The following is a 25,373-nucleotide window of genomic DNA, read 5'->3' as shown; positions in this document are numbered from 1 at the left end:
TGCGGATGGCAGCGTGGACGTGCCTCTTTGCGTGCCCCTTGGTGCATACACGCGGCGCATATACGCGCCTTCACCGGCAAGCCTCCAAGGTATTCCATAAATCATACCCATGCGGATGGCAGCGTGGACGTGCCTCTTTGCGTGCCCCTTGGTGCATACACGCGGCGCATATACGCGCCTTCACCGGTGCCCTCCAAGGTATTCCATAAGTCATACCCGTGCGGATGGCTAAACCGATTTAAATCCCATAACACAGCCCAACAAGTACAAAACCGCTTGAAAATCACTATCTTTACCGGATAACCAAAACACACGCAACCATGAACCGAAACCAACCCCCCAACACAGACCTGAACCGGACATTCGGCGTCAAAGAACTCGCCGTTCTCTACTTCCCCAACATCGCCCCACGTTCCGCCAGCACACGCCTCAAGAAATGGATAATGACAACGCCAGCCCTGCTCGCCGAACTGGCGAAGACCAACTACCGCCCCACCGCCCGAATCCTCACCCCACGCCAAGTCCACATGATTACCGATGAGTTCGGCGAACCTTGACACAAAAACCGACAAACCCAAAAACTTGAAAACCCCAAAAAACACATGAGAAAAATCACACTCCTTGTCGTACACTGCACCGCCACGCCCTGCAACGTACCCCTACCCCCCGAACTGCTCGACCGCATCCACCGCCAGCGCGGTTTCAACGGATGCGGATACCACTTCTACATCACCACCGATGGAGACATACACCCCATGCGCGATATCCGCCGTACCGGAGCACACGCTGCCGGACACAACGCATGCTCGATAGGTATCGCATACGAAGGAGGGCTGGATCCGGCGGGCAAGCCCGCCGACACCCGGACACCGGAACAGCGCGAAACCCTGCGGCAACTACTCCGGACGTTGCGGCAAACCTACCCCGATGCACGGATTTGCGGACACCGCGACCTCAGCCCCGACCGCAACCGCAACGGCATTATCGAGCCATCCGAATGGTTGAAGCTCTGCCCCTGCTTCAACGCCGCCGAAGAATATGCCGACATAACGGCACAATCCGAAACCTAATGCCACCGACAAGCCATGCAGCCCGCCAGGCTTCACTACCTTTGTACCGTAACCTCTAAACCGTTAAGCCCATGAAAGTAGTGAAGATTATTTGGAAGGTACTCAAGACAATCGCAAAGGTTGCCTCATTTGTGGTTTCAAACCAAAGCCTCAAAGACCTTACTTCTGATTTGAAAGACACGTGGAAAGAATGACCCACAAAACAAGGTCACGTTACGCCCGGCACCACAAGCCGGGCGTTTTCGTTGTGCCGTTATCACACCATAACGCACGGTAACGCCCACTATCCACCCAGTCCGCTACTTTCCGGCAAATCCCTTCGCGCACACACGTACCTTTGTATCCATAATCGTTTAACCCCTAAACCCCAATCACCATGGCAAGAACCATCAACTATTCTGTATCACTCCGCAAGAAACCAAACGATGAAATGGCAGTCGAGAAAGCCTACGGACAGATCCAGTCAAAAGGCTCGTGCGATATCGAGGAAATCTCAGAAAAAATCAGCCGTTCCACCACCATGACACGAGGTGACGTAAAAGGCGTCATCGCAGCACTCGAAGATGAAGTAATCGACAAGCTTTTGAACGGCGAAATCGTCAAGCTGGGCGACCTTGGTACCTTCCGCCTCTCCATGCAGAGCACCGGAGCCGATTCAATGGAAACTTTCAGCACTGCCAACATCAAAGGCGTGAAAGTAATCTTTGCTGCCAGCGCACGCATCAAGAAAGAGCTTACTGCAGCCAGCTTCACCGTTGTGGCACCCACTTGGGCTAACAACGCTACATTGGCAGCATTCAAAGCAGGAGAAGCAACCGTTGACCTGGAGGCAGCCCAACGAGACAACTAACGATCGGAACCCGGCTTTCTGCAACCTGCAAAAAGCCCCCGTCAAACCGGCAAAAATGGCACGTCAACCTTTACAGAACGTCCCGACGATTTCAAAAAACGCCGGGACGGTTTTTTTTCACCCCTTCCAACTGGATATATTCCGCTTTTTTTGACTTTTTTACATCTTTATTGGTGAACTTCGAAAATCTTTTGCGTTACTATACACAAAGAACTGCCCCAAAAAAGGCTTTCTTTATACTACGATAATTCACTAAAAAAACACGGAAATATGCAAAAATCCAAAATCATCCCCAGCCGCATCCGGCTGATGGAAGCCGAGACCTTACGCCTGCAGCAGACCATCGACCCCAAACACCGTTTCACCTTACGCGAAAAACACTACTTCTGTGCCCTAACCCAATCCGTTCTCGACCTGGTACGTCCCGAACAGATAACCGACCTTACTCCGGCTGCAGACGAGACGAAAAAAAATCTCTTGCGCCAAACGCTTTCCAGCGAGATCGCCGTTCCCTGTGTAATCTTGATGAACGGCTACTTATACTTTGCCCGTCTTGACATTCATCCGCTGGAACTTGCACCCTCTGCACTCATTCTTTTGGAACGGCACAGTTACGGATCCTAAAAAAAATCACGGAAAAACGAACGAAAAAAACCGAAAATGACTTGCTTTATCAAAAAGAATGCCTACCTTTGGAGCAACAAACAAAACCGTTAGAAAAGAGCAAAAACAAGCAAATGCACCTAAAAAGGTGACAAATTCGGTGACACAACCAAATAGCTGGCAATATAACTCATTGATTTTTCGTGAGATTTGGAACTAAGATTCGATTCCCTCCAGGTCCACTATTAAAAATATAATCCGCTTATTTACGGCGGATTATATTTTTTATAAATATTGTATTTCCCTCTTGCCCCCCTGTTCCTTTATACTCATTTAACGGATCTATCTTTCCCATCACACAAGCGGAAATACCTCAAAAACCATCCCAAATCAACACACGATAAATTCAAAACAATTTCTAATTCCGCAAACAAGTTATTTATACAGGATTGGTGAACAAATCAGAATAAGGGGCTGAAACTTTTAATAAAGACATTGGTGTATATCCGCTGAGCTTCTTAAACTCGCGTATGAAGTGCGATTGGTCGGAATAGCCGCTTGCGTATGCTATTTGTGCCTGGCTAATTTCTTTGCCCGTTTGATGCTGCATTTGTGCCAAAGCCTTTTGGAATCGGACGATACGGGCATATTCTTTGGGATTCATGCCCACCAATGAATGGAACAACCGTTCAAACTGTTTTTTGCATAGGCAGGTAATGGAAGACAATTCGGTTACGGTTGTTTGAGGAAAACTGTATATCTGCCGTATAGCAGCATCCATTCTCTTGATGTTATATGAAGTTTCGGACAAGTTGTTGGCAATTTGTGACAATAACCATTTTTCGATATAGTTTATACAGACAGAATTATCTTCACAACCGGATATTCGTATAGCCAGTTCATTCAATTTCTTATTTTCCAAACTATAGCCGGAAACCTCCTGGTTGTAGAAAAGCGATGTGGGTAGATTCAGAAACAGACTCATCGCATGAGGATGGAATACCACCACTATCATTTCTACGTTTCCGTTTGCATACAGGTGTGACGGGAAATTAACCTGACCGCTGATAGCCAGTCTGTCTTGGGTCGTGTTTAGTTCAGGGATATAGAGCGGCGTCTGTTTATGAAAAATGATTTGAGAACAACCAATAGGAAAAGTAAGGGTATTCTGCGGTTGATTGCTTTTGAATACCCAATAATACCTGACGTAAGGTTGCAGTAACTTACATGGTTTGTAAAATTTGAAATCCTCTAGAATCATTTTACAAAGGTAAGGCTTTTTGCCGTTTCTTATTGATTAGGGGCAAAAATATAGCTGCAAGTTATTGCATTTGCAGCTATATTTTTCCATCGGTACATATTAGTCGGTATAAAGTCCTATGCGATTACCCGCAGGGTCGGTGAATACGGCAAAATACCCTTTCCCTTCAGCCTGGATTTTTGTCTTAGGAATAGCAATACTTCCGCCCTGTTTCAATACTTGCTGGATAGCCCAGTCAATGTCTTCACAGTTAAAGTGAATTAAAACGCCATGCTCTGAGGGCTTGAAGTCAGGTGCATAGGATATGGCACCAACCGTTTGTCCGTCCTGTACAAAACAAGCCATTTTCTCATTGCTGTATTCGGCTACCATAAATTCCATCCTGAAGATTGCTTGATAAAAATTTACCGATTGGTAGAAGTCGGTAACGGGGATTTCAAAGAATGCGATTAAATTCTTCATGTTCTTTTTTCTTTTAGTTATTACTTTGCTTTGTCCTACGCTAAGACATTGCAAAATTACGATTACCATAAGGACGTGGATAGAAGAATACGGACATTCTACGGGTTAGAAAAATAATCAGATATGGGAGTGTAAACCGATAGATATGCTAAAGGTGTATATCCTGTAAACAGCTTAAATTCTCTTATCATGTGAGATTGGTCGGAGAAACCGCAACTATAAGCTACTTGCGCAAAATTGTATGGAGGATTTTGTTGCAGCAGGAACAAAGTCCGTTGCACTCTTATAATTCTCAGAAATTCTTTAGGCGAAGTCCCAATATATTCCGTAAAAATCCGTGTGAATTGTTTTGTGCTTAGGCAGGCAGTATTCGCCAATTTACAGACATCAAGGTATGGGTTAAGATTAATGTCTTGAATTACAGCAGAAAGTCTATCTATATTATAGTCTGAACATACAACTAAACGATGCAATAGAAATTGTTCTATCAAATTTATACAATGAATGTTGTTTCCAGTATCAGCTACTTTGTGGACAAGTTCGGTAAGTTCTCTATCTTCCACATCTTCTATCGCTATATTTTCTCCTTGAAAAAGGGATAATGGTTGCCGGAAAAACAGCTTTGCCGCATAAGGTTGAAACACAACAACAAGCATCTCTATATCTCCATCTGCGCAAATATCTGTATATCCTTTTTCTTGTCCACAAACGAAATATCGGGGCTGCATTTTATGATGGGTTTGTGAGAATAATCGCTTCTTTTTATGAAAAAATAGCTGTATGCAACCTAATGGGAAAGTGCGTTCGGGTGCAGCATTTGCCATATCACTTTGTAATATCCAAATAATGGCGAATGTAGCGACGCAATATTGGTGACGGTTGTATTATTTTGAATGATTGCATTGTAATAGTGTTTTAATGAACGAGCAAAAGTATAAGGAGTGTTTTGCTTCGGATAGAATAAAAGGGACATTTAGTGCAAGGTGCCAGTATATTTATATATAGCTTGTATCTTCCTATCGCTAAGAAAAACTTTTATAAATGTCCTTATGTTGCCAAATTGCTTGTAAGGACGCATCGCGGACATTCATTAAACTTTTTAAGAGAACAGTTCTGAAGCAACAATTTTCCCTTTTCCTACATGAACGATAAAATTAAAAAAACAACTGAATATCAATAAAATATAAAACTTAAATAATCTGATTTTGTCAAACAAAAGCCTCTGTTATTAAACAATTCAAGTTAATAAAAGCTGCCTCCCGTTTGCCTTTCTCGAAATAAAGTTGTTTCTTTGCATATAAAGAAAAAGATGATCCTTATGGAAGAACAAAACAAATATATCCGCTTTGACTGGGCCATGAAACGGTTGCTTCGTGACAAAGCGAATTTTAGCGTGTTAGAAGGCCTGCTGACAACATTGCTTAATGAAAAGATAACTATAAACAAGTTATTGGAAAGCGAAAGCAATCAGGAGGACGAATATGATAAGCAGAACCGCGTGGATTTATTTGCGGAAAACGACAAAGGAGAACTGTTTATTATTGAAGTTCAGAACAATACGGAGTACGCCTATTTCCAACGTATGCTATTTGGAACTTCCAAATTAATCACCGAATATATCAATCGTGGACAGGGCTATGACCATATCCGGAAAATATACAGCGTGAACATTGTTTATTTCAATTTGGGAAATGGTACGGACGTAGTATATCATGGCAAAACTGAATTTAGAGGAATTCACAACGGAGAACTACTCAACCTGACTCCTTTCCAACGTCAGAAATTTAATGTCACTGCTGTAAGCGATCTTTATCCGGAGTATTACATACTGAAAGTAAACGATTTTAATAAATGGTCGAAAGTCCCTTTGGAACAATGGATTTATTTCCTCAACACAGGAGATATCCCTTCCGATGCCACTGCGCCCGGATTGAAAGAAGCCCGTGAGAAACTGCGGCTTGAACGCATGAGCAAGGCAGAACTGAATGCGTATTACCGCCATTTAGACAATGTGGTCATCTTACGTGATAACATTGTAACAGCAAGAGGCGAGGGACGTTTGGAAGGACGTTTAGAAGGACGTTTAGAAGGACGTGCTGAGGGGCGTGCCGAAGGAATAAATATTGGCGCGAAAAAAACGAAAGCTGGCATAGCTAAACAAATGAAAATGGATGGTATGCCAATGGAAATCATCATGAAATATACAGGATTTACTCAAGACGAAATCGAAAAACTATAAATCGCATAGCTGCCTTGTTTGTAAGATTATTAATCTTCATGCCGTAAGATTATTAATCTTCACGCTGTAAGATTATTAATCTTACAAACGGTGCAGCTATATGACAGAGAGAATAAAGCTTGCTTGTCATGTCGGCTGTGTAATCCGGCATGACCATTAAAATGCACAATTGCACACCGTTCAAAGTATAAACAGTTTCTACTCTATAGACAATAATTTCACGGCATCTACATATTGTGCAATGCCTGCTGCTACCTGTTTGGCAGCTTTCATGGCAAGTACTACGGTGTGCGGGCGGTGCACTACGTCACCTCCTGCAAATACGCCCCGGCGGGTAGTCATTCCGTATGGGCGCTCTTTCACGATAACATATCCAGTTTCGTCTACCTCTATGCCAGTAGTGGTTGATACGATGCGATTGGCAGGACGTGACCCGATGGCAAGCAGGACACAGTCGAATGGCAGGTCTTGGATACCTTCGGGAGTTTCTGCACGGATACCGGTCACTTTTCCATCTCCGTCCCCCAAAAACTCCTTGGTAGAGGTTTTCCACATGAATTTCACTCCTTCTTTCACAGCTTCCTGGTATTCGCCAGGAATGGCACTCATGTCAGCTTCGGTACGGTGATAGAGAACTGTTACACTTGAAGCTCCCATACGTACGGCGGTACGTGCAGCGTCCATAGCCACATTTCCACATCCAATGACCGCTACCCGATCGCCTTCATGCATCGGTACGGCATCACGACTCACAATGTTCTGGTTAAAAATAGTGACCATGTGCAACAGATAAGATGACTGGACGATGCCACGAAGTGTATTGCCCGGTACATTCAAGTCTTTGGGAAGTGCGGTACCAGTTCCGATGAAGATGGCATCGTATCCTTGTTGGAACAGTTGGTCGATAGTAATGTCTCTTCCTACCAGACAGTTCAGAATAAAATTTACCCCTAATGCTTCTATTTTTTGTATTTCTTTGGTTACTACTGCTTTGGGAAGGCGGTATTCGGGGATTCCATACATCAAGACTCCTCCCGCTTCGCTTTGTCCTTCGAAGATGGTGACGTTGAATCCTTGTCGTGCCAAATCACCCGCTACGGTAAGTCCGGCAGGTCCTGAGCCGATAACAGCAACTTTTCCTCGTGTTTTTTGGGGAAGTTTCTCCCGTATCAGATTCATTTCGGTATCGAAATCAGCAATGAAGCGTTCCAACTTACCGATTTGGATGCCTTTTCCTTTGGCATAGAGCACACAATGTCCCTGGCATTGTTTTTCATGTGGACATACACGTCCGCAGATAGCAGGCAGGTTGCTCTTTTCGTTGATGATGCGCATGGCATCACCCATATTCCCCATAGAGAGCTGATGGATGAAATCGGGGATGTCATTATCAATGGGACATCCTTTTTTACAGGAAGGATTTTTACAGTTCAGGCATCGTTTTGCTTCGTCGATAGCTTCTTTGGTTGTGAAGCTTTCATTCACTTCACGAAAGGTTTCTTTTGCTTCGTTCATATAAATAATCTAATATTGTAAACTACGGTTTGCAAAATTAGACTATTTATTTCTTATATTGCTATACATTGTTTACATTTATGTACTGTTTAACATTTATTATATATGAATAAAATGCATACAAAACACCACAGAATACCCGGATGATAATAAAATCCGTGTAATCTGTGGTGAAAATAAGTGATTTATCAGAATAAGGGTGAAGGATATTCGCCGCTATCGGCAAGTGCCTTGAATTTGTCTACCACTCCCTGACGGTCGGCAGCATACGTTACGCCGAACCAGCGTGAAGTGGTGTCGAGTACTTTCACCTTGGCGGTACCTTCGTTGATGAGCTTGTTCACCATGAGCGGGATGTAGTATTCGGCTTTCGGCTTGTCGATATTTTCCTTCAGGAAATCTACGAAATAATCTTCCGAATACTTGAAATAATCGGGCGTGAATCCCCACATGTTCATCGATACCGGGGTGTTGTCAGCGATGCCCACCCATTTCCCGTCATCGTCCTTATAAGATACGGTACCGTCGATGCGCATGATTTCGGTACGTTCTACTACGGTGGTCAAGTGTCCTTCCGCATCGGTCGAACAGATACCCCGTGCCACGGTTCCGCTTTCGCTTAATGTGTTTCCTACCCGGAAGCCTACCATACAATATTGGTTTTTCGCGCCTTCGGGAAGTTCGGACAGGTATTTGCCGATTACGGCGAAGCTGTCACGTCCATAGAAGTCATCGGCGTTGATAACGGCAAATGGTTCACTGATAACGTCTTTACCCATCAGTACGGCGTGGTTGGTTCCCCAAGGCTTGGTACGTTCGGCTGGGCAAGTAAAGCCTTCCGGAAGCTTGTCGGTAGACTGGAATACGACTTCTACCGGGATGTGGTTTTCGTATTTGCTGATGATTTTGTCGCGAAAATCTTTTTCGAAATCTTTACGGATGACAAACACGAGTTTGCCGAATCCTCCACGGATTGCATCGTAAATGGAATAATCCATGATGGTTTCTCCGTTCGGACCCAGGCTGTCCAGTTGTTTAAGACCTCCGTAACGGCTTCCCATTCCGGCGGCAAGAACGAATAAAGTTGGTTTCATAGTGTATTGTTTTAGTTAATGTATGGTGCAAAGTTAAAGATTTTTCAGTCGGTTGATGTTATCAAATCAATCAAAAAACGATGCAATTCGGTTATTTTTGCTTATATTCGCATCTGCAAAAGCAATTGGTTGCATTTTTATGAAGAAAAACATTCGCCGGTTGGGGATTATTATAGCATCTCCGCTGATATTGTTTGTTGTGTTGTGTGTGTTGGTTTATCTGCCTCCCATACAGAATTTTCTGGTGAATACTGCCACCCGGTATGCATCGGAAGCTACGGGTATGCAGATTTCCATCGGAAGAATTTCGCTTTCTTTTCCACTCGATCTGGTGGTGCACCGTACACTTGTCATTAATACCGGCGACACCATACTATATGCCGACCGGCTGACAGCCCAGGTGCAGTTGCTCCCTTTATTTAAGAAAAAGGTGGAGTTGGACGGACTGGAATTGCGTAAAGCTTCGGTAAATACGGCAGGCCTGATAGAAGGCATGACATTGAAAGGGAATTTGGGGAATCTGTTTATTGCTTCGCATGGAGTGGAGCTGAGCCCTGAAACTGCCATAATAGATGAGCTTACTCTGAAAGATACTCACTTGTCGATGTGTCTTGCCGATACCTCTGCTGCCGATACCACTGCTTCGGCACCGGTATACTGGAAGTTCCGCTTACGCAAAATCGACTTTGAAGATGTTTCCTTTGCCATGCAAATGCCGCTTGATACACTTCGGATGGGAATAGCACTTGACCGACTTTCGTTGCGCGAAGGAGATGTTGACCTGCATCAGATGGCGTATGCGGCACGTACACTTTCGTTGGAAGGTGGAAAAGCTACGTTTGAATCGGGTACACTCGCTCCCATTGAAAAGGGAATAGACCCTTCACACATCGTCCTGACTGAAATAAACCTGCGTATGGATTCGCTACGCTATGCAGGAAACGATATACATGCTATGATCCGGAATCTGAACCTGAAAGAACACTCTGGACTGGAAATCACTTCTGGCGAAGGGAGGCTGGTTTCGGATGCTCATACGCTGAATGTGCCTTCACTCCGCATCAAGACTCCTGATTCGGTTATAGAACTAAACGCTTCGATGGATTGGGATGCGATGGATACGGACAAAGAAGGAACGATACGGGCACGTCTGATGGCAGATATCGGTAAAAATGATTTGTTGAAAGTAGTGACGGACATGCCCGATGAATTTGTACGTCATTATCCATCGGTACCTCTGCAAGTACGTGCCGGAATAGATGGAAGTCTGAACAATTTGCGTCTTACAGCCTTATCGCTTACACTTCCGGGAGCCATACGTGCCGAAGCCAGCGGAGAAATGTTTTTTCCACTTGATAGTGTGCGGCGCGATGGTTTGTTGCATCTGGAGGCACAAACCGGGAACCTTGGTTTTCTGAAAGCTCTTACAGGGGAAAGTGTAGCTGTTCCTACGGGAATGAGTTTGGAAGGGATGGCTTCATTGACGGGAAATCAGCTTGCAGCCCAAATGAAACTGAATGATGGAGGACAGGGTAAAATAGTATTGGATGCAGGATATAACCTGATTTCGGACAGTTACAAAGCACGGATAGATATCGATAGCCTGAATTTGCACCGTTTCATGCCTCAAGACTCACTTTACGGCCTTTCTGCTACATTGCATGCGGAAGGAGCGGGCTTGGATTTCTTTTCCCCTCATACTCAAGCGAAGGCAGATGCTGAAGTATCTCATCTCCGTTATGGGCATAGGCTGTTTTCGGGATTGAAGCTCGAAGCCGACCTCCGTCAGTCGCAAGGCAATGTGGCACTCTTTGTGTCTGACCATGCCGTGGACGTTTCTGCCAGCCTTAATGCTTCGCTTCGTCCCAATGCCATTCAAGCAGACTTAGACGCACAGGTGAAACGGCTGGACCTGAAAGCTTTGTCGATAACAGGAACCAAACTGACTCCATCACTTCACATCAAAGCTTATGCCCAGACCGATATGAAGAAAAGCCATCGTGTACGGTTATCGCTGACCAATATTGTTCTTGCTACGGAAGAAAATACGTTTCACACAAAAGACCTTCATGCCGGAGTGGAGATGGCTTCCGATTCTATCCGGAGTTATGTAAATGCAGGCGACCTGACTTTTCTTTTCCGTTCGCCTGACGGAGTGGAGCGCTTGGGAACCGGTGCTACAGCACTGATGAAGGAATTCGACCGTCAATGGAAAGCGCGTAAGCTGGACCAACGGGCATTGAAACTTCTCTTGCCCCAGGCAGAACTGAGAGTCTTTTCCGGTTCGGATAATCCGGTTGCAAACTTGCTTTCTGCCAATCATTTGCGGTATGACCGTTTTCGGGCAAAGATGACCGCTTCACCTTCCGACGGACTGAATGCCGAAATGAATCTTTATGGTTTACGTACCGATAGTCTGCGGCTGGACACCATATTTTTCGATGCCCGCCAAGATTCTACCCGCTTCTTGTTTCATAGTGGTGTAAAAGCATTGGCAAGCAAGCGTCAGGAAGCTTTCGATATCGGTATGGGAGGAAGTATTGACTCTGTCCGGGCTGGGCTTCGGATAATGTATTTGAATAATAAGCGTGAGAAAGGAGTCGACCTGGGATTGGAAGCCCGCCTGCATCCCGATGGAGTCAGCTTACATGTTTCTCCCGATACCCCCATATTAGTATACCGTCATTTCCGGGCAAATCCCGATAATTACATTTACCTTGCCGACAAAGGACGTATACATGCCGACTTGCGCTTGACAGACACGCTTCATACCGGCTTGTCGCTGACCTCTACACCCGATACCCTTGCGTTGCAAGACTTGACTTTGGCTCTGAACCGCATAGATATAGCCGAGTTTCGCAGAGTGGTGCCTTATATGCCCGATATTGCCGGACGAGTAAGTGCAGAAGTACATTATGTGCAGACGGAAGCAGATATGCAAGTTGCAGCCGAGATGCAGGTAGAACGCCTGGCATATAACCGGCAATCTTTGGGCGACTGGGGAATGTCGGCGGTTTATTTGCCTCAGGAAAATGGAGCACACGGCATTGACGGTTTTATCACTATTGATGGGAAAGAGGCGGTGAACCTGGACGGTACTTATGCAACCGCTCTTGACAAGCAGACAGAAGACAGAATCGATGCAAAGGTAAGCCTGCACCATTTTCCCTTACACATTGCCAATGCTTTCATCCCGGGGAAAATGGCTACACTTGCAGGTGACGTGGATGGAAGCGTAAATGTGAACGGTTCTACTTTAAAACCGGTTCTTGACGGAGAGTTTGCCTTGGATAGTGTACAGGTAGGAATCCCTCAGGCTTCACTGAACCTGCGCTTAGACAATCGTCCCCTCAGGATCAATCAGAACCGTTTGGAATTCAAACGCTTTAATATCTATACCGAGGGGGCTACACCGTTTACCATCGATGGCTATGTGGATGTAAATGATTTTGCTGCAATCGATGTCAATCTTCAGATGAATGCACGCAATTTCGAACTTATCAATGCCAAACGGACAAAAGAATCCTTAGTATATGGGAAGCTTTATGTCGATTTCGCTTCGATGGTAAAAGGGTCTCCCGAAAATCTGACAATGCGGGGAAATATGAACATCTTGGGGAACAGTGATTTTACATATATCCTGAAAGATTCTCCTCTTATCGTAGAAGACCGTTTGAGCGAAACGGTAACCTTCGTTGACTTCCGTGATACGGCGCAGGTGGATTTGCGGACATTCAAACCAGTGTCGTTGGGAGGTATTGATGTATTGATGACCCTGCATATCGACGAGGCGGTACAGGCACGTGTAGACCTGAACGAAGACGGAAGCAACTATATGTTGCTGGAGGGGGGAGGTGACCTTTCCTTTCAATACCAGCCAGATGGAAATATGGTACTGAACGGACGTTATTCGTTGATGAGTGGAGAAATGAAGTATGAAATGCCCATTATTCCACTGAAGACATTCCACATACAGAGCGGAAGCTATATTGAGTGGACAGGCGACCTGATGAACCCTAATCTTAACATCAAAGCCTCGGAGCGGGTACGGGCTTCGGTGGCATCGGATGACAACAGTTCGAGAATGGTGAATTTTGATGTTGGGGTGCGCCTGACCAACCGGCTGGAAAACTTGGGATTTGCTTTTACCTTGGAAGCTCCCGAAGACGGGACAATGCAGAACGAACTGGCGGGGAAATCGGAAGAAGAGAAAAACAAGCTTGCTGTAACGATGCTGGTGACCGGTATGTATATGGGAGGCGGAAGCACGGGCAAGGGCTTTGATACGAACAGTATGCTGAATTCTTTCCTACAAAGCGAAATCAATAAAGTGGCAGGTAGTGCGCTGAAAACCATTGACATCAATTTCGGTATGGAAACCACCGAGCAAGGAAGCGGAGCTTCACGAACAGACTATAACTTCCAGTTTGCCAAACGTTTTTGGAACAACCGCTTCCAAGTGGTGATAGGTGGGAAGATTTCGACAGGTAATGATGCCCAGCAACAGGAAGAATCGTTTATCGACAATATCTCGCTGGAATACAGACTGGACAATAGCGGCACGCGCTATATCAAGATTTTCCACGATAAAAACTACGAAAGCATACTTGATGGTGAAGTGATTGAAACAGGGGTAGGTGTTGTATTGAGAAAAAAAGTAAGTAAGCTGGGCGAACTTTTTATCTTCCGTTCGCGTAAAAAAAACAAACCTACCAATGAAGGTATAAGCGAAGGGCAATGAAGGTATATTAATAAGGTATAGAAGCTAATGAAAAGACTGGACGCATATATATTCGTTTTGCTCGGGATGCTGGCAGGGTTGTCATCATGCTCTACCACCAAGCATTTGCCCGAAGGAGAAACCCTCTATCTGGGACTGAAAAATATCACAATCCAGAATGAAGATGAAACCAAAGCCGGACAGACGGCATTAGACGAAGTGATGGGAGCCATCAGCATTGCTCCCAACAATGCTATCGTGACCTATCCGAATGTGCGGTTTCCTGTTCCTTTCGGACTATGGATGTATAATCGCTTTGAACGATATGAAAAAGGTTTCGGCAGGTGGATATTCAAGCATCTGGCTGCCGACCCCGTTCTGCTATCGGAAGTGAATCCGGATACCCGTGCCAAAGTGGCGGGCAACTTGCTTCGTGATTATGGCTTCTTCGATGGGCATGTCACATGGAAAATAGACAGCACCAAAAACGAACGTGCCGTAAAATTGAGTTATGATATTGATATGGGGCGTCCGTACCGGATAGATACATTGCTATACGAAGGTTTTGCTCCCCGAACCGATAGTCTGATTCATGCCCGTTCGTCGGAGCGACTGGTACATACCGATGATTATTTTAATGTCAATACCCTGAATGCAGAACGTCAACGGGTGGTAGATTTGTTGCGCAACCACGGATATTATTATGCACGTACCGATTTCCTGACATTTCTAGCCGACACCCTGATGCGTCCCGGCTATGTGATGCTGAAGATGGTTCCTGCTGCCAATCTTCCGAAAGAAGCCTTAAAAACCTATCATATCGGGAAGACAGCTGTTTATTTGACAGGATACAACGGAGAACCTCCTGTTGACTCAATGAAATTGCGTGACTTTACAGTGTTTTATGCCGGAGACAAGCCAGGATTGCGCTTCGATGTATTGCGTAAGCGTTTTCTTTATCGGAAAGGAGAACTTTATTCACAGACACGTCAAGATTATACCCAGGAAGCACTTTCACGATTGGGAGTGTTTAAGTTCAACGAGATGCAATACTTGCCTCGTTCCGGTGAAGATACGCTTGATGTACGGGTAAATGCCATGTTCGATTTGCCTTACGATAGTGAATTGGAATTGAATGTCACGACCAAGAGTACAAAGCAGACTGGTCCGGGAGCTATATTCAAACTTACGAAAAAGAACTTCCGGAGGATGGGGGCTTCGCTGAATCTGGAGCTGAAAGGTTCGTACGAATGGCAGACCAGTTCAACGGTAGACGGTGACAAGTCGGTTATGAATTCGTATGAACTGGGTGCTGCGCTTTCACTTGATTTTCCGCGCATTGTCATTCCTTGGGTACGCAACCGGATAGATCCGTTCCGTTTCCCTTCCGAAACCCATTTCCGCATCTATGCAGAGCAGGTGAACCGTGCCCGTTATTTCAAAATGCTTTCTTTTGGCGGAAGTATATCTTATAGCTTTCAGAAATCACGAAGCATGAAACATACCGTCACACCGGTTCATCTTGCTTTCAATCACTTGCAACGCCGTACGGCTACATTCGATTCGATTGCTTTGGCAAACCCAATGCTCTTTCATAGCTTGGACGACCAGTTCATCCCTTCCATTTCGTATACTTTTACTTATGATGATTCGTGGCGTCAACGCCGTTGGCGGATATGGTGGGAGAACTCGTTCACTTCGGCAGGAAATATCACGTCGGCTATTTATGCTGCTTTCGGAAGAGGATTCAAAGAAAAAGAAAAGAAATTTTTAGGAACCCCTTTTGCCCAATTCCTGAAATTTACCAGTGAGATACGCCCGTTGTTTTACATCAATGAAAAACAGCAGCTGGCAGGACGGTTGATGGCAGGTGTGATTTGGGCATATGGCAATAAGACTATCGCACCTTACAATGAGCAGTTTTACGTGGGAGGTGCCAATAGCATCCGTGCCTTTACGGTACGTTCGTTGGGTCCGGGACGTTTTCATCCGGCAGATAATGCTGCCTATTCGTATGTAGATGAAACAGGTGACATCAAACTGGAAGCAAACCTGGAGTATCGGTTCAGGCTTTTCTCGAATATGTTTGGTGGAAATCTTAACGGAGCAGTCTTTCTTGATGCAGGCAATGTGTGGCTGATGCGGAAAGATGAGGCTCGTCCCGGTGCGGAATTCACTTTCAAACATTTTTTCGATAATATAGCTGTAGGTACTGGTGTGGGTATCCGTTATGATTTGTCTTTTCTTGTCCTTCGTCTGGATTGGGGAATTGCTCTCCACGTGCCTTATGAAACCGGACGTTCTGGGTATTATAACATTCCCCGGTTCAAGGACGGACAAGGTCTGCATTTTGCTATTGGTTATCCGTTCTGAATTTTCCCCATAGCGAGTACAGACATGCTGGTCTGTTTTTTATGAATTCCACAAAAATGCGGATATTCATTCTATTTACTGAATATCCGCAAACATCCCATGTAGGGGCGTATTGGACAAAATGTGAATATTCATTTTCTATTTTTTCCGCGCTTTCTCCTTGTATTCTGTAGGTGTCATTCCAAAACGTTGTTTAAAGCATTTGCTGAAATAGCGTGGGTCGTTGATACCTACCATATAGGCAATTTGGGTCATATTGAACTCGCCCGATTCTATCAGTTGTGCAGCACGTTTTACGCGCATTTCTTTGATGAATTCGATTGGGGCAAATCCAGTAAGCGATTTCAGTTTCTTAAAGAAAACCGAGCGGCTTACCGCCATTTCTTTCACCAGGTCGTCCACTATCAGATCACCATTATCCAGATTTTTCTCCATAAATTCCGTCAAGTGGTCCATAAAGAGTTTGTCTTGTGGTGAAATAGAATTTTGCACTTCTTTTTCCACTTTTGCTTCCTCTTCTGTAGCCGGAGCATTGGTGTTCATCAGGTGTTCGCTATAGAATTGGCGCAGCCGTTTGCGGCGCATGAGCAGATTGTCTACACGTGCTTTCAGATATACGGCACTGAAGGGTTTGGTGATATAGCTGTCTACGCCCAGTTCCATACTTTGCAATTTGCTGTCCATGTCGGTCTTGGCAGTCAGTAAAACGATAGGTATGTGACTGGTTGACATGTCACTTTTCAATTCTTTCGTCAGTGTTATACCGTCTTTTTCGGGCATCATGATGTCGCTGATGATGATGTCGGGGATATATTTGCGGGCTTTTTCTACACCTTCTGTACCATTTGATGCTTCGATGGTTTGAAATTCTTCATTAAAAATGTTACGTAAGAAGAAACGTAGTTCCAGGTTATCTTCCACCAGCAACATTGTTTTTCGGTCGGTAATTGTTCCGGATAAAGTATTTTCAACTTGAGGTTCTTGTTTTATTTCCGGCAAATTGCTTTCGGATGATAGCTCGACATTGTCCGAAACAATAAATTCCACTTGTTCACCGAAATGCTCTTTGCCTTTCTGGAATTCTATAGTAAAGCAGCTCCCTTCTCCTTCCTTACTGTCTACGTGGATGTCGGCATGATGTAGGTCTGCCAGTTCTTTGGCAAGCGACAGGCCTATTCCCGTACTGTTTCCCATCAGATGTTTATCCAGTAAAGCCTCGAAACGTACGAATAAAGATTTCTTCATGCTTTCAGGAATACCGATTCCTTGGTCTTGCACGCCTATTACTATGCTCTTTTCATTTTCATGTATAAAGACTTTAATACTTTTGCCTTGTGGAGTATATTTAAATGCATTTGAGAGTAGGTTGAAGATAATTTTTTCTACTTTGTCTACATCTACCCATAGCTTCAACGAAGGTTGTTCGCTTTCGAAGATGAAATCTATTTTGTTTGATTCGGCCAGCGATTCGAAGTTTTCCATGATTTTACGGACAAAAGGAACGATATCCACCTGCTCTACACAGAGCTTCATCTTGTTGTTCTGTATTTTGCGGAAATCCAGAATCTGGTTCACCAGGCGTAGCATACGGTGGGTATTCCGCTCTACAACTTGTAGCTGCTCCCTCACTTCATGTGTCAGGTCGTTGCGTTTTAAAATATAGCTTAGCGGACCTTCTATCAAAGTGAGTGGGGTACGTAATTCGTGTGAAATGTTGGTGAAGAAGCGCAGTTTGATATCTGTAACCTGTTGTTCTACAGAAACTTCATGTTTCAGGCGGTAGATAATGAATAAAATATAAGCTCCACCAAGCAATATGCCGAGAAAAACGATGACATAAAGTCCGTAAGCGATAGGGGTTTCCCAGAAAGCAGGCTGGACAGTTATAGGCAAATGCCGTTCGTTGTTTACCCATATACCTGCTCCGTTGGTAGAACGGATGCGGAAAGTATATTCCCCCTGAGGTAAGTTTGTATAGGTAGCCGTACGCTGTTTGCCTACATAGTTCCATTCTTCATCGAATCCCTCCAGCATATAAGCATATTTGATATTTTCCGGGAAGTTCATGTCAAGTGCTGCAAATGAGAGAGCTATGGTGTTTTTGGTGTGGGGAAGTACAAGACTGCCCAGACTGTTCAGAGACTCTGGCAGTACCGTCCCGGCTTTAGGCATGATGTTTTCATTGGCTATTTTCAGGCCGGCAAAGATAATCTCGGGCACATAATTGTTGGTCTTTACTTCTTCCGGGCGATATACAAGCACTCCGCGGTTCGACCCAAAGAGCAGTCTTCCATCGGTGAGTACCATGGCCGTATTTTCCTCAAAGGCCAATTCTTCTCCCAGTTCGCGTCGCAGAAAATTGTCGAAACGATGTTTATGAGTATCCATGCGGCTCAGTCCGCTTTCTGTACCTATCCATATATTTCCTTTTTCGTCTTCGGCTAGTGATACCAGTACATCGGTGGGTAGGCCGCTGGTAGTATTGTAAGATGAGAAACGTGCTTTGCCTTTATGGTCTATGTCTTTCAATTTATTCAAGCCACCGCCGAATGTAGCAAAGAACAAATGTTTTTTCCCAGTGAGCAGAATATCATATATATCGTTGTTGCTTAAACTCTCAGGGTCGCCCGGAGTACGTGCATGCAGATGAAAGCTGATGGCTTCTGGGCGGGTGAAGTCTTCATCGAAAGAAAGAAGTCCATTCGATGTAGCAATCCACATTGTACCGTTGGCATCGCGTTGCAAGGCACGTGCTTTGTAACAACGTTCCATTGGATATGATTTCAGGTTGTTGCGAAAGTTAATGAAACGATAGCTTCCGTCTGCCTGAGGTTCCATGCAGTTGATACCTCCCCCAAATGTAGCTATCCACAGACGTCCTTTTCCGTCTTCGCAGATATCATAAGCACTATTGTGGCTCAAGCTATAAATGTCGTTGGCATCATACGTATAATGAGTCGGACGATAAGATTTATTTCCCTCCTGCGGTTCGAGACGGATAATGCCACCACCTTTTGAGGCTATCCAGACGGTGCCATGCGAGTCTTCCATGATGCGGTAGGCTGGGGTAATGAACGGAGTGCCCGATGAAGAGATACGTCCATCAGCGGTAAGGTAGCCTAAAGGAGCCATATCGATGTTGAAGATGGTAATTTTCCCGTCCCGTGTACCTATCCAGATACGTTTTTGTGAATCTTCGCACAAGGCACGCACTTGATTGGCGTGGGTGTCGTAATGACATGCCAAGGGTTTGTATAGGCGGAATTCATTATCGAAGAACGAAACTTTTTCCAGTCCTTTCGAATGGGTACCTAGCCACAGATTCCCCTGGCGGTCGGTCATCATGGCATGCAATTTATTTGAGAAGCGCCATTCATTGCTTCCGGCTTCATCGTAAAAAGGCAATAGCCTGCCTGAGTCACGATCGAACCAGGACAATCCTCCGCCTACAGGATGTACCCATAAGTTTCCGTCCCGGTTTTCGCAGATAGAGAATACAGGTATCGAGCGGTCGGCCGGGTCTTTTTCTACTTTTATCTGTTCTACTTTCAGTTGTTTTTCGTCTGGGTTCAAGTGGCATACACACCCCGAACGGTCTACACCTGCCCATATTTCGTCATGACTGTCTACGTAGATCGAGATGATGGGTGAACTGGCAAAGTCGAATCCTTGCTTTGCTCCATAAAAATATATGGATTCTGTCTGTGTATCAGTTATCAGGATGCCTTGCTTGGGGGCTGCGAATACCATACGTCCGTCTTTTAGCTGGCGGATGGCGATAATGTTGTCTTGTATGGGGAGTTCTTTCAATGTGAATATGTCATTGTTTGTATTGTATATCCATACACGTCCTTGCCGTGAGGTGAACCACAACATTCCTTCTACTTCCAGTACATCGAAAAACGGTTGTTCCTGCTGTCTTTTCCGAGGATGGGTATCGGCAAAATAACTTGTTTCTTTCCCATCAGGGTCTATACGGAGCAAACCGTTTTCGCTAAGCAGCCATTCTCTTCCTTTGCTATCCAAATGTATGTTGTAGATGCGTGTGCCCTTTTCCCCACATGCGCTCGAAAGGTAAGTTTTTTGTCCTTCCTTCTGCTGTGAGGTTGCAGGTGTAATACGTATGCCTCCATCGTTTCCGGCAAGCAACCATACTGTTCCGTTTTTCAAGGTTACAATGTTGGTTATTACAAGATTGCTTTCCGGTTCCTGAGATAAAATTTCGTCAAAGGTTTCCCGACGTTTGTCAAAGCGAAATACATGTCCGTCGTAGGCGATGCACCATATATTACCTTTGGCGTCTACATATAGGTAATCGATGCGATTGGATGCCCATTCCACTTCATTGCTTTTGCGTGCTTTGTAAACTTGGAAGTCATACCCGTCGAAGCGGTTGATTCCATCCCATGTCGCAAACCATAGCATGCCGTCATGGTCTTGTACCATAGCCATTACGGTGTTTTCCGAAAGTCCGTTCTCTTGCGAATAATGTGTGAATGTGCAGTTCAGTTGCGCCCGGACAGGAAGGAATGTCAGCAGAGATAAAAATATGTAGCAGAAGATTGTTTTCATGGTTCTTGGTTGATAAAGTAAGCAAATGTAAGCAATATTTTGATACGAGCCAAACAGATACCAGAATAATCCGTTCGATGTCCGGTAAGACTTGTATAGTCAGGTTAAAAAAATGGTTTTATGTCAGCATGTCTTGGCTCTATGCAAAAAGAAGGCTCACAGGTGTTCTGTCGGCGACGCTGTGAGCCTTTTCTTGGATGTGAATGATAGCGGTGAGTATAATAAAGTATAAGTGCCCGTTTGTTGATCGTTTTTTAGAACCGGCGAGGTCCGTGCGGACCATGTCCTCCACGGAAACCGGGACCACCCATTTGTCCTTGTTTGCCTCCAAAGAGGTTCAGTCGGTAGATGAAGTGTACCATACAGTAGCTGTAGATAGCGTTGTATTCGGTATCTTGTCGCATGGCTGCACTGATGGTACGGCTGATGTTGCTTTGATTTTTCAGAATGTCATAGAACTGAATGCTTACTGTAGCTGCATTGCCTTTTAGGAAATCTTGAGCTATCTGTGCATTCCATATCAGTTCGTCTCGGTTCATGCTGGCATCGGTGTATCCACGACGTGAATTTTGAGAAATATCAGTCGATATAGTCATGTTCCAAGGCAGGCGCACGTTGGTACTGGCTCCGTACGAAAATTGGTAAGTATCCATATTGTTCGATGTTTGGTAACTGTTGCGCGAATGGGTATAATCCAGTGAACCGTTGAGTGATAACTCCCACCAGTCATTTCGGAACGTTCCGCGTAAACGTTCGCCTAATGACAGTCGTTTGGTAGTGTTCTTATCGGCATCAGTTGTGGTCTGGTTATCACTGATATAGCTCACCATATTTTGGTAATTGGCACGTGTAAAGGTGTTGATGGTAAAACGTTTGTCACGTAAGGCAATGTTACTTCCCACAATGCCGAATAAGTTCCAGTTTCCGTTGATATTTTCAGGCATGGTGGTGTATCCTCCGGTTTCAGAGTTATAAATACGTCGGTTGCTGATGTCGTTTAGTACGTTTTGGAAACTGAAGAACGAGAACATACCACGCTGGGTTTCGGTTTTGAATATGTTGTATTCCACGCGCAAATGGTTGGTGAAAGTTGGCTTCAGTCCCGGATTTCCTACCGTTACATTCAGAGGGTCGGTATTATCCGAAATCGGAAGCAGATCTATCATATCAGGTTGTGAACTTCTTCCACGGTAGCGGATACGCAACTGGCTGGTTTTGGAGAAGCGGTAGCGGAAGTCTAGGGTCGGTGTGAAGTTGAACACGTTCCGTACAGTATCTACTTGATAGTCGCCTTGCGAATAACTAAGTGTAGAGCGTTGGGGTTGGAAGGACATACCGATATTGAAACGCATCTTTTCGCGTATCCAACGGAATGAAACATCTACCTGGTGATTGTAATAATTATAGGTGGCATTCTTACTTAAGTCGGTATTGAGTGTTCCTCCGGAAGTGTTGCCGTCAAGGGTCCACTCTTCGGGCATGTCGTAAGTAGAACGGTCAGTGGTAGAGTGGCTATACTGGAAGTTGTATCCGAATTGTAAAAACCCACCTTTGAATATAGGTTCGCTATAGGTCAGCCGCGCATTGTATTCACTGTTTTTGGTGGGAGTATTGATATACCGGTTTAAACGTTCGAATCGTTCTTCATCCGTTTGTTGGAAATATTCGGTTTCTGAAAGTGAAAATTGTTCGCTGCTGCTATTCGTATAGTTGTATCTGCCGCGGAAGGTGATGTTGCGTCCTTCGCTGTTCAGTCTGCGGTTGATAATCACCGAACCTCCGGCAGTAATATCATCACTCTTGCTCAACGAGTTTTTCAACACGCTATTGACAATGTTGGCTTCGGGAACCAGTGAGGTAATATCATCGGTGTTGAACAGTTCATCTGTAGAATATACAGGGTCTTGGTCGAAAGTGTATGAATTCTGTCCGTTGCTGTTGTCAGTTTTTCCATAACGGATACGTGGCCGGAATATCAGCGTGGTCATTGTGTCCGGACGCCATTCCATGAAAGCATCTGCTGTCAGATTGGTCGTTTTATTGCGTGTATGATCCATAGCATTCTTGAACGAACTGCTTTCGGTGGAAACGAATGTCTCAGACGACTGTTTGCTAATTTGGTCAGCATCTTTGTAATTGAAGTTTATGCTTCCTTCCGATTTGAACTTGTCGTTTTCGGTAGCAAAGTTCGCTCCCAGCATTTTCACAGCCGTCAGGCCGTTTTCCTGACGGCGGAAACCGCCACCTCCACCGGGAAAACTATTATCATTTACGTTGTTTGCCGAACCTATAACGGTGAATTGTTTTTTGTCTTTGAAGTAGTTGGCAAGCAGTTTGGCACTATATCGGTCTTCTGTACCGTACGCTCCGTCTACGTTCCCGAAAAATCCGTGGTTCATACCCGGCTTTACGCTTAGGTCAAGCACGGTTTCCTCTTCACCATCCTCAATACCTGTCACACGTGCCATATCTGATTGTTTGTCGTATGCCCGTACTTTGTCGATGATGTTGACTGGAAGGTTTTTCATGGCGATATTAGGGTCATCTGCAAAAAACTCTTTTCCGTCAATCATGATTTTCGTAATTTCTTTGCCATTGATGGTGATTTTTCCATTTTCGTCCACTTCTGCCCCGGGAAGTTTTTTTACCAGTTCTTCCAGGGCAGAGCCTTCAGGTACGCGGTATGCCGAACTGTTGTACACCAGTGTATCTGCTACTGCGGTTACTTCGGGAGCCTGGGCTACTACGGTTGCCGCTTCCAACATTACGGCATCCATGTGCATTTTTACCGTTCCGATATTCAGATTTGGTTTGGATTTTGTAATAGACACCCTTCTTACATCAGATGTATAACCTATAAATGATATTTTCAATGCATAATTTCCCGGACGTACATTGATCAAGAACCGTCCGTTCAAATCGGTTGATTGACCAGTCACCATTGTGCTGTCTGGTAATGATAACACTTGTACTGTAGCTTCCATTACCGGTGATTGGTCATCTGCATCAATTACACGTCCTGAAATCTTTCCTAATCTACTGTTGCCTTGTGCAAAGGTTGCTGTTCCTGCGAACATCAGTAGTAACCCCATAACCCACGTTTTCATTGTCTTCTTTTAATTAATGTCTAAATGTTTGTCGCCTGTTTGACAGAAAAAGCAAGATAAGGTTTAATCTTTCATCCTGAATATTTGTTAATGCTTTCGTCTTGCTGCTAACTTTTTTCTATTTTTGCCCCAAAATAAACAAATAATTATGAGTATGCAGGAAGTAGTAATTTGCAATCAGTTGGAAAATGATTTAAAGAAAGCGGTAACGAAAAGTGAACACGACAAAGTGTTTGTCTTGACAGATGAACACACACATGTCTTTTGTTTTCCGATTATCTGTAGGTTTCCTTTCTTGAAAAATGCCGTTGAAATTTGTATAGGGGTAGAGGATGTGCACAAAAACCTGGAAACATTGGCGTATGTGTGGACGCAATTGAGTTTGAAAGGGGCTACACGTCGTTCGCTGATGATAAATTTAGGCGGAGGTATGGTAACCGATTTAGGAGGTTTTGCAGCTGCTACTTTTAAGCGGGGTATTTCGATGATTAATATTCCGACCACATTGTTGGGGATGGTAGATGCATCTGTGGGAGGAAAGACTGGCATAAATTTCAATGGGCTGAAGAATGAAATCGGCGCATTTGCCCCAGCCGAATCTGTATTGATAGACTGCGGATTTCTGAAATCGCTTGACCGGGAAAATCTGCTTTCTGGTTATGCAGAGATGTTGAAACATGGGCTAATCAGTAACGCCTGCCACTGGAGCGAACTGGTTGGTTTTGATTTGAACCGGATTGATTACGGGTGCCTACAAAGATTGGTAGGTAAGTCCATTGAGGTGAAAGAGCAGATTGTAAGACAAGACCCATTTGAAAAAGGTATCCGTAAAGCGTTAAATTTCGGGCATACGGTAGGACATGCTTTCGAAAGTCTTGCTTTGGAAAATGGTCGTCCTATTTTGCACGGTTATGCTGTAGCGGCCGGGATGGTATGCGAACTGTATTATTCTCACTTACGTATGGGATTCCCCAAGGAAAAACTTCGTCAGACTTTGCAATTTATTAAAGAAAATTATGGCCGTGTGGCTTTCACCTGCGAGGATTATGAGCGTTTGTATGCTTTTATGTGTCATGATAAGAAAAACAGTGCTGAAGGAAAGGTTAACTTTACACTAATCAGCGAAGTAGGTGATATTCATATCAACCAGACTGCCACCCAAGATGATATTTATGATATGCTTGATTTTTATTCAGAAACGATGGGATAACAGAATTGTAGTAGAGAAACAATGAAAAACACGCTCATAGTTTAGCTATTATCTTGGTTCATAACCCCCATCCGCAAACGGTTTGGTTTTATGTCCTCCATACCGGGGATATACATCCCCTCATTGGAGGACATAGAATGAAGTAGCCCTAATAGAATTATATACAACATTAATTCCGCTAACGGGTATTACCTGATATTCATATAAATTTAAATAGCCTCCCCACCGTCAAGTTAGAAGTGCAACTCCGCCACCGCCTTCCTCCGTCCTTGGAGCGTAGCGGAAAGGGCGGAGGAA

General features: G+C 44.6%; 16 protein-coding genes and 1 pseudogene. 10 read left to right on the top strand and 7 right to left on the bottom strand.

Annotated elements, in window-relative coordinates:
• From H9625_RS17750 to H9625_RS12110, 6 genes are all read left to right on the top strand, one after another.
• The coding region (locus tag H9625_RS17750; protein ID WP_225226419.1) for a hypothetical protein at positions 1 to 209 on the top strand (209 nt) is incomplete at its 5' end.
• Between the two features lie 111 nt (positions 210 to 320).
• Positions 321 to 557, top strand: a complete 237-nt coding sequence (locus H9625_RS12125) for a DUF4248 domain-containing protein (protein WP_191764537.1) — start codon at positions 321 to 323, stop codon at positions 555 to 557.
• Between the two features lie 45 nt (positions 558 to 602).
• Positions 603 to 1,070, top strand: coding sequence for an N-acetylmuramoyl-L-alanine amidase (locus H9625_RS12120; protein ID WP_191764535.1), 468 nt, complete (start codon positions 603 to 605; stop codon positions 1,068 to 1,070).
• A 71-nt stretch (positions 1,071 to 1,141) separates the two neighbouring features.
• Entirely contained in the window at positions 1,142 to 1,264 is a 123-nt protein-coding gene (locus H9625_RS17905; protein WP_262892013.1) for a hypothetical protein, read from the top strand.
• 182 nt (positions 1,265 to 1,446) lie between these two features.
• Positions 1,447 to 1,920 (top strand): HU family DNA-binding protein, encoded by a 474-nt coding sequence (locus H9625_RS12115; protein WP_191764533.1) that lies wholly within the window; start codon positions 1,447 to 1,449, stop codon positions 1,918 to 1,920.
• A gap of 270 nt (positions 1,921 to 2,190) precedes the next feature.
• Positions 2,191 to 2,544, top strand: a complete 354-nt coding sequence (locus tag H9625_RS12110) for a hypothetical protein (protein ID WP_191764531.1) — start codon at positions 2,191 to 2,193, stop codon at positions 2,542 to 2,544.
• A gap of 418 nt (positions 2,545 to 2,962) precedes the next feature.
• Here the strand turns inward: H9625_RS12110 and H9625_RS12105 are convergent, their stop codons facing one another.
• From H9625_RS12105 to H9625_RS12095, 3 genes and pseudogenes are all read right to left on the bottom strand, one after another.
• Positions 2,963 to 3,784 carry a helix-turn-helix domain-containing protein gene (locus H9625_RS12105; protein WP_191764529.1) on the bottom strand — a complete coding sequence of 274 codons (822 nt, stop codon included), beginning with the start codon at positions 3,782 to 3,784 and terminating at the stop codon, positions 2,963 to 2,965.
• A 99-nt stretch (positions 3,785 to 3,883) separates the two neighbouring features.
• The gene (locus H9625_RS12100) at positions 3,884 to 4,246 is read right to left on the bottom strand and encodes a VOC family protein (RefSeq protein ID WP_162612723.1); all 363 of its coding nucleotides are present in this window, start codon (positions 4,244 to 4,246) and stop codon (positions 3,884 to 3,886) included.
• 98 nt (positions 4,247 to 4,344) lie between these two features.
• Positions 4,345 to 5,149: pseudogene (locus H9625_RS12095) on the bottom strand (AraC family transcriptional regulator).
• Positions 5,150 to 5,564: 415 nt separating this feature from the next.
• On the opposite strand from H9625_RS12095, the gene H9625_RS12090 reads away from it, so the two are divergent.
• Positions 5,565 to 6,485 (top strand): PD-(D/E)XK nuclease family transposase, encoded by a 921-nt coding sequence (locus tag H9625_RS12090; RefSeq protein WP_191764527.1) that lies wholly within the window; start codon positions 5,565 to 5,567, stop codon positions 6,483 to 6,485.
• A gap of 198 nt (positions 6,486 to 6,683) precedes the next feature.
• Here H9625_RS12090 and H9625_RS12085 read toward each other — a convergent pair whose 3' ends face one another.
• Both H9625_RS12085 and H9625_RS12080 read right to left on the bottom strand, forming a co-directional pair.
• Positions 6,684 to 8,000, bottom strand: a complete 1,317-nt coding sequence (locus tag H9625_RS12085) for an NAD(P)-dependent oxidoreductase (protein ID WP_191764525.1) — start codon at positions 7,998 to 8,000, stop codon at positions 6,684 to 6,686.
• 188 nt (positions 8,001 to 8,188) lie between these two features.
• Complete coding sequence (locus tag H9625_RS12080; RefSeq protein WP_013617806.1) at positions 8,189 to 9,094, bottom strand: glycosyltransferase family protein; 906 nt, start codon at positions 9,092 to 9,094, stop codon at positions 8,189 to 8,191.
• A 139-nt stretch (positions 9,095 to 9,233) separates the two neighbouring features.
• Between H9625_RS12080 and H9625_RS12075 the strand changes: the two genes are divergently transcribed.
• Positions 9,234 to 13,835: a translocation/assembly module TamB domain-containing protein gene (locus H9625_RS12075; RefSeq protein WP_191764523.1), complete on the top strand. Its 4,602-nt coding sequence runs from the start codon at positions 9,234 to 9,236 to the stop codon at positions 13,833 to 13,835.
• Between the two features lie 27 nt (positions 13,836 to 13,862).
• On the top strand, positions 13,863 to 16,187 hold the full coding sequence (tamL, locus tag H9625_RS12070) for a translocation and assembly module lipoprotein TamL (protein WP_191764521.1): 2,325 nt from the start codon (positions 13,863 to 13,865) through the stop codon (positions 16,185 to 16,187).
• A 138-nt stretch (positions 16,188 to 16,325) separates the two neighbouring features.
• Here tamL and H9625_RS12065 read toward each other — a convergent pair whose 3' ends face one another.
• Entirely contained in the window at positions 16,326 to 20,759 is a 4,434-nt protein-coding gene (locus tag H9625_RS12065; RefSeq protein ID WP_191764519.1) for a hybrid sensor histidine kinase/response regulator transcription factor, read from the bottom strand.
• Positions 20,760 to 21,013: 254 nt separating this feature from the next.
• Positions 21,014 to 23,866, bottom strand: coding sequence for a TonB-dependent receptor (locus H9625_RS12060; RefSeq protein ID WP_191764517.1), 2,853 nt, complete (start codon positions 23,864 to 23,866; stop codon positions 21,014 to 21,016).
• 148 nt (positions 23,867 to 24,014) lie between these two features.
• Between H9625_RS12060 and aroB the strand changes: the two genes are divergently transcribed.
• Complete coding sequence (aroB, locus tag H9625_RS12055) at positions 24,015 to 25,076, top strand: 3-dehydroquinate synthase (protein WP_087210933.1); 1,062 nt, start codon at positions 24,015 to 24,017, stop codon at positions 25,074 to 25,076.
• The last annotated feature ends 297 nt before the right edge of the window (positions 25,077 to 25,373 follow it).

Source organism: Phocaeicola intestinalis (assembly GCF_014837065.1).
Taxonomy (GTDB): domain Bacteria; phylum Bacteroidota; class Bacteroidia; order Bacteroidales; family Bacteroidaceae; genus Phocaeicola; species Phocaeicola intestinalis.
The sequence above is the reverse complement of the archived record's forward strand: the minus strand, read 5'-3'. Positions and strand labels throughout refer to the sequence as shown.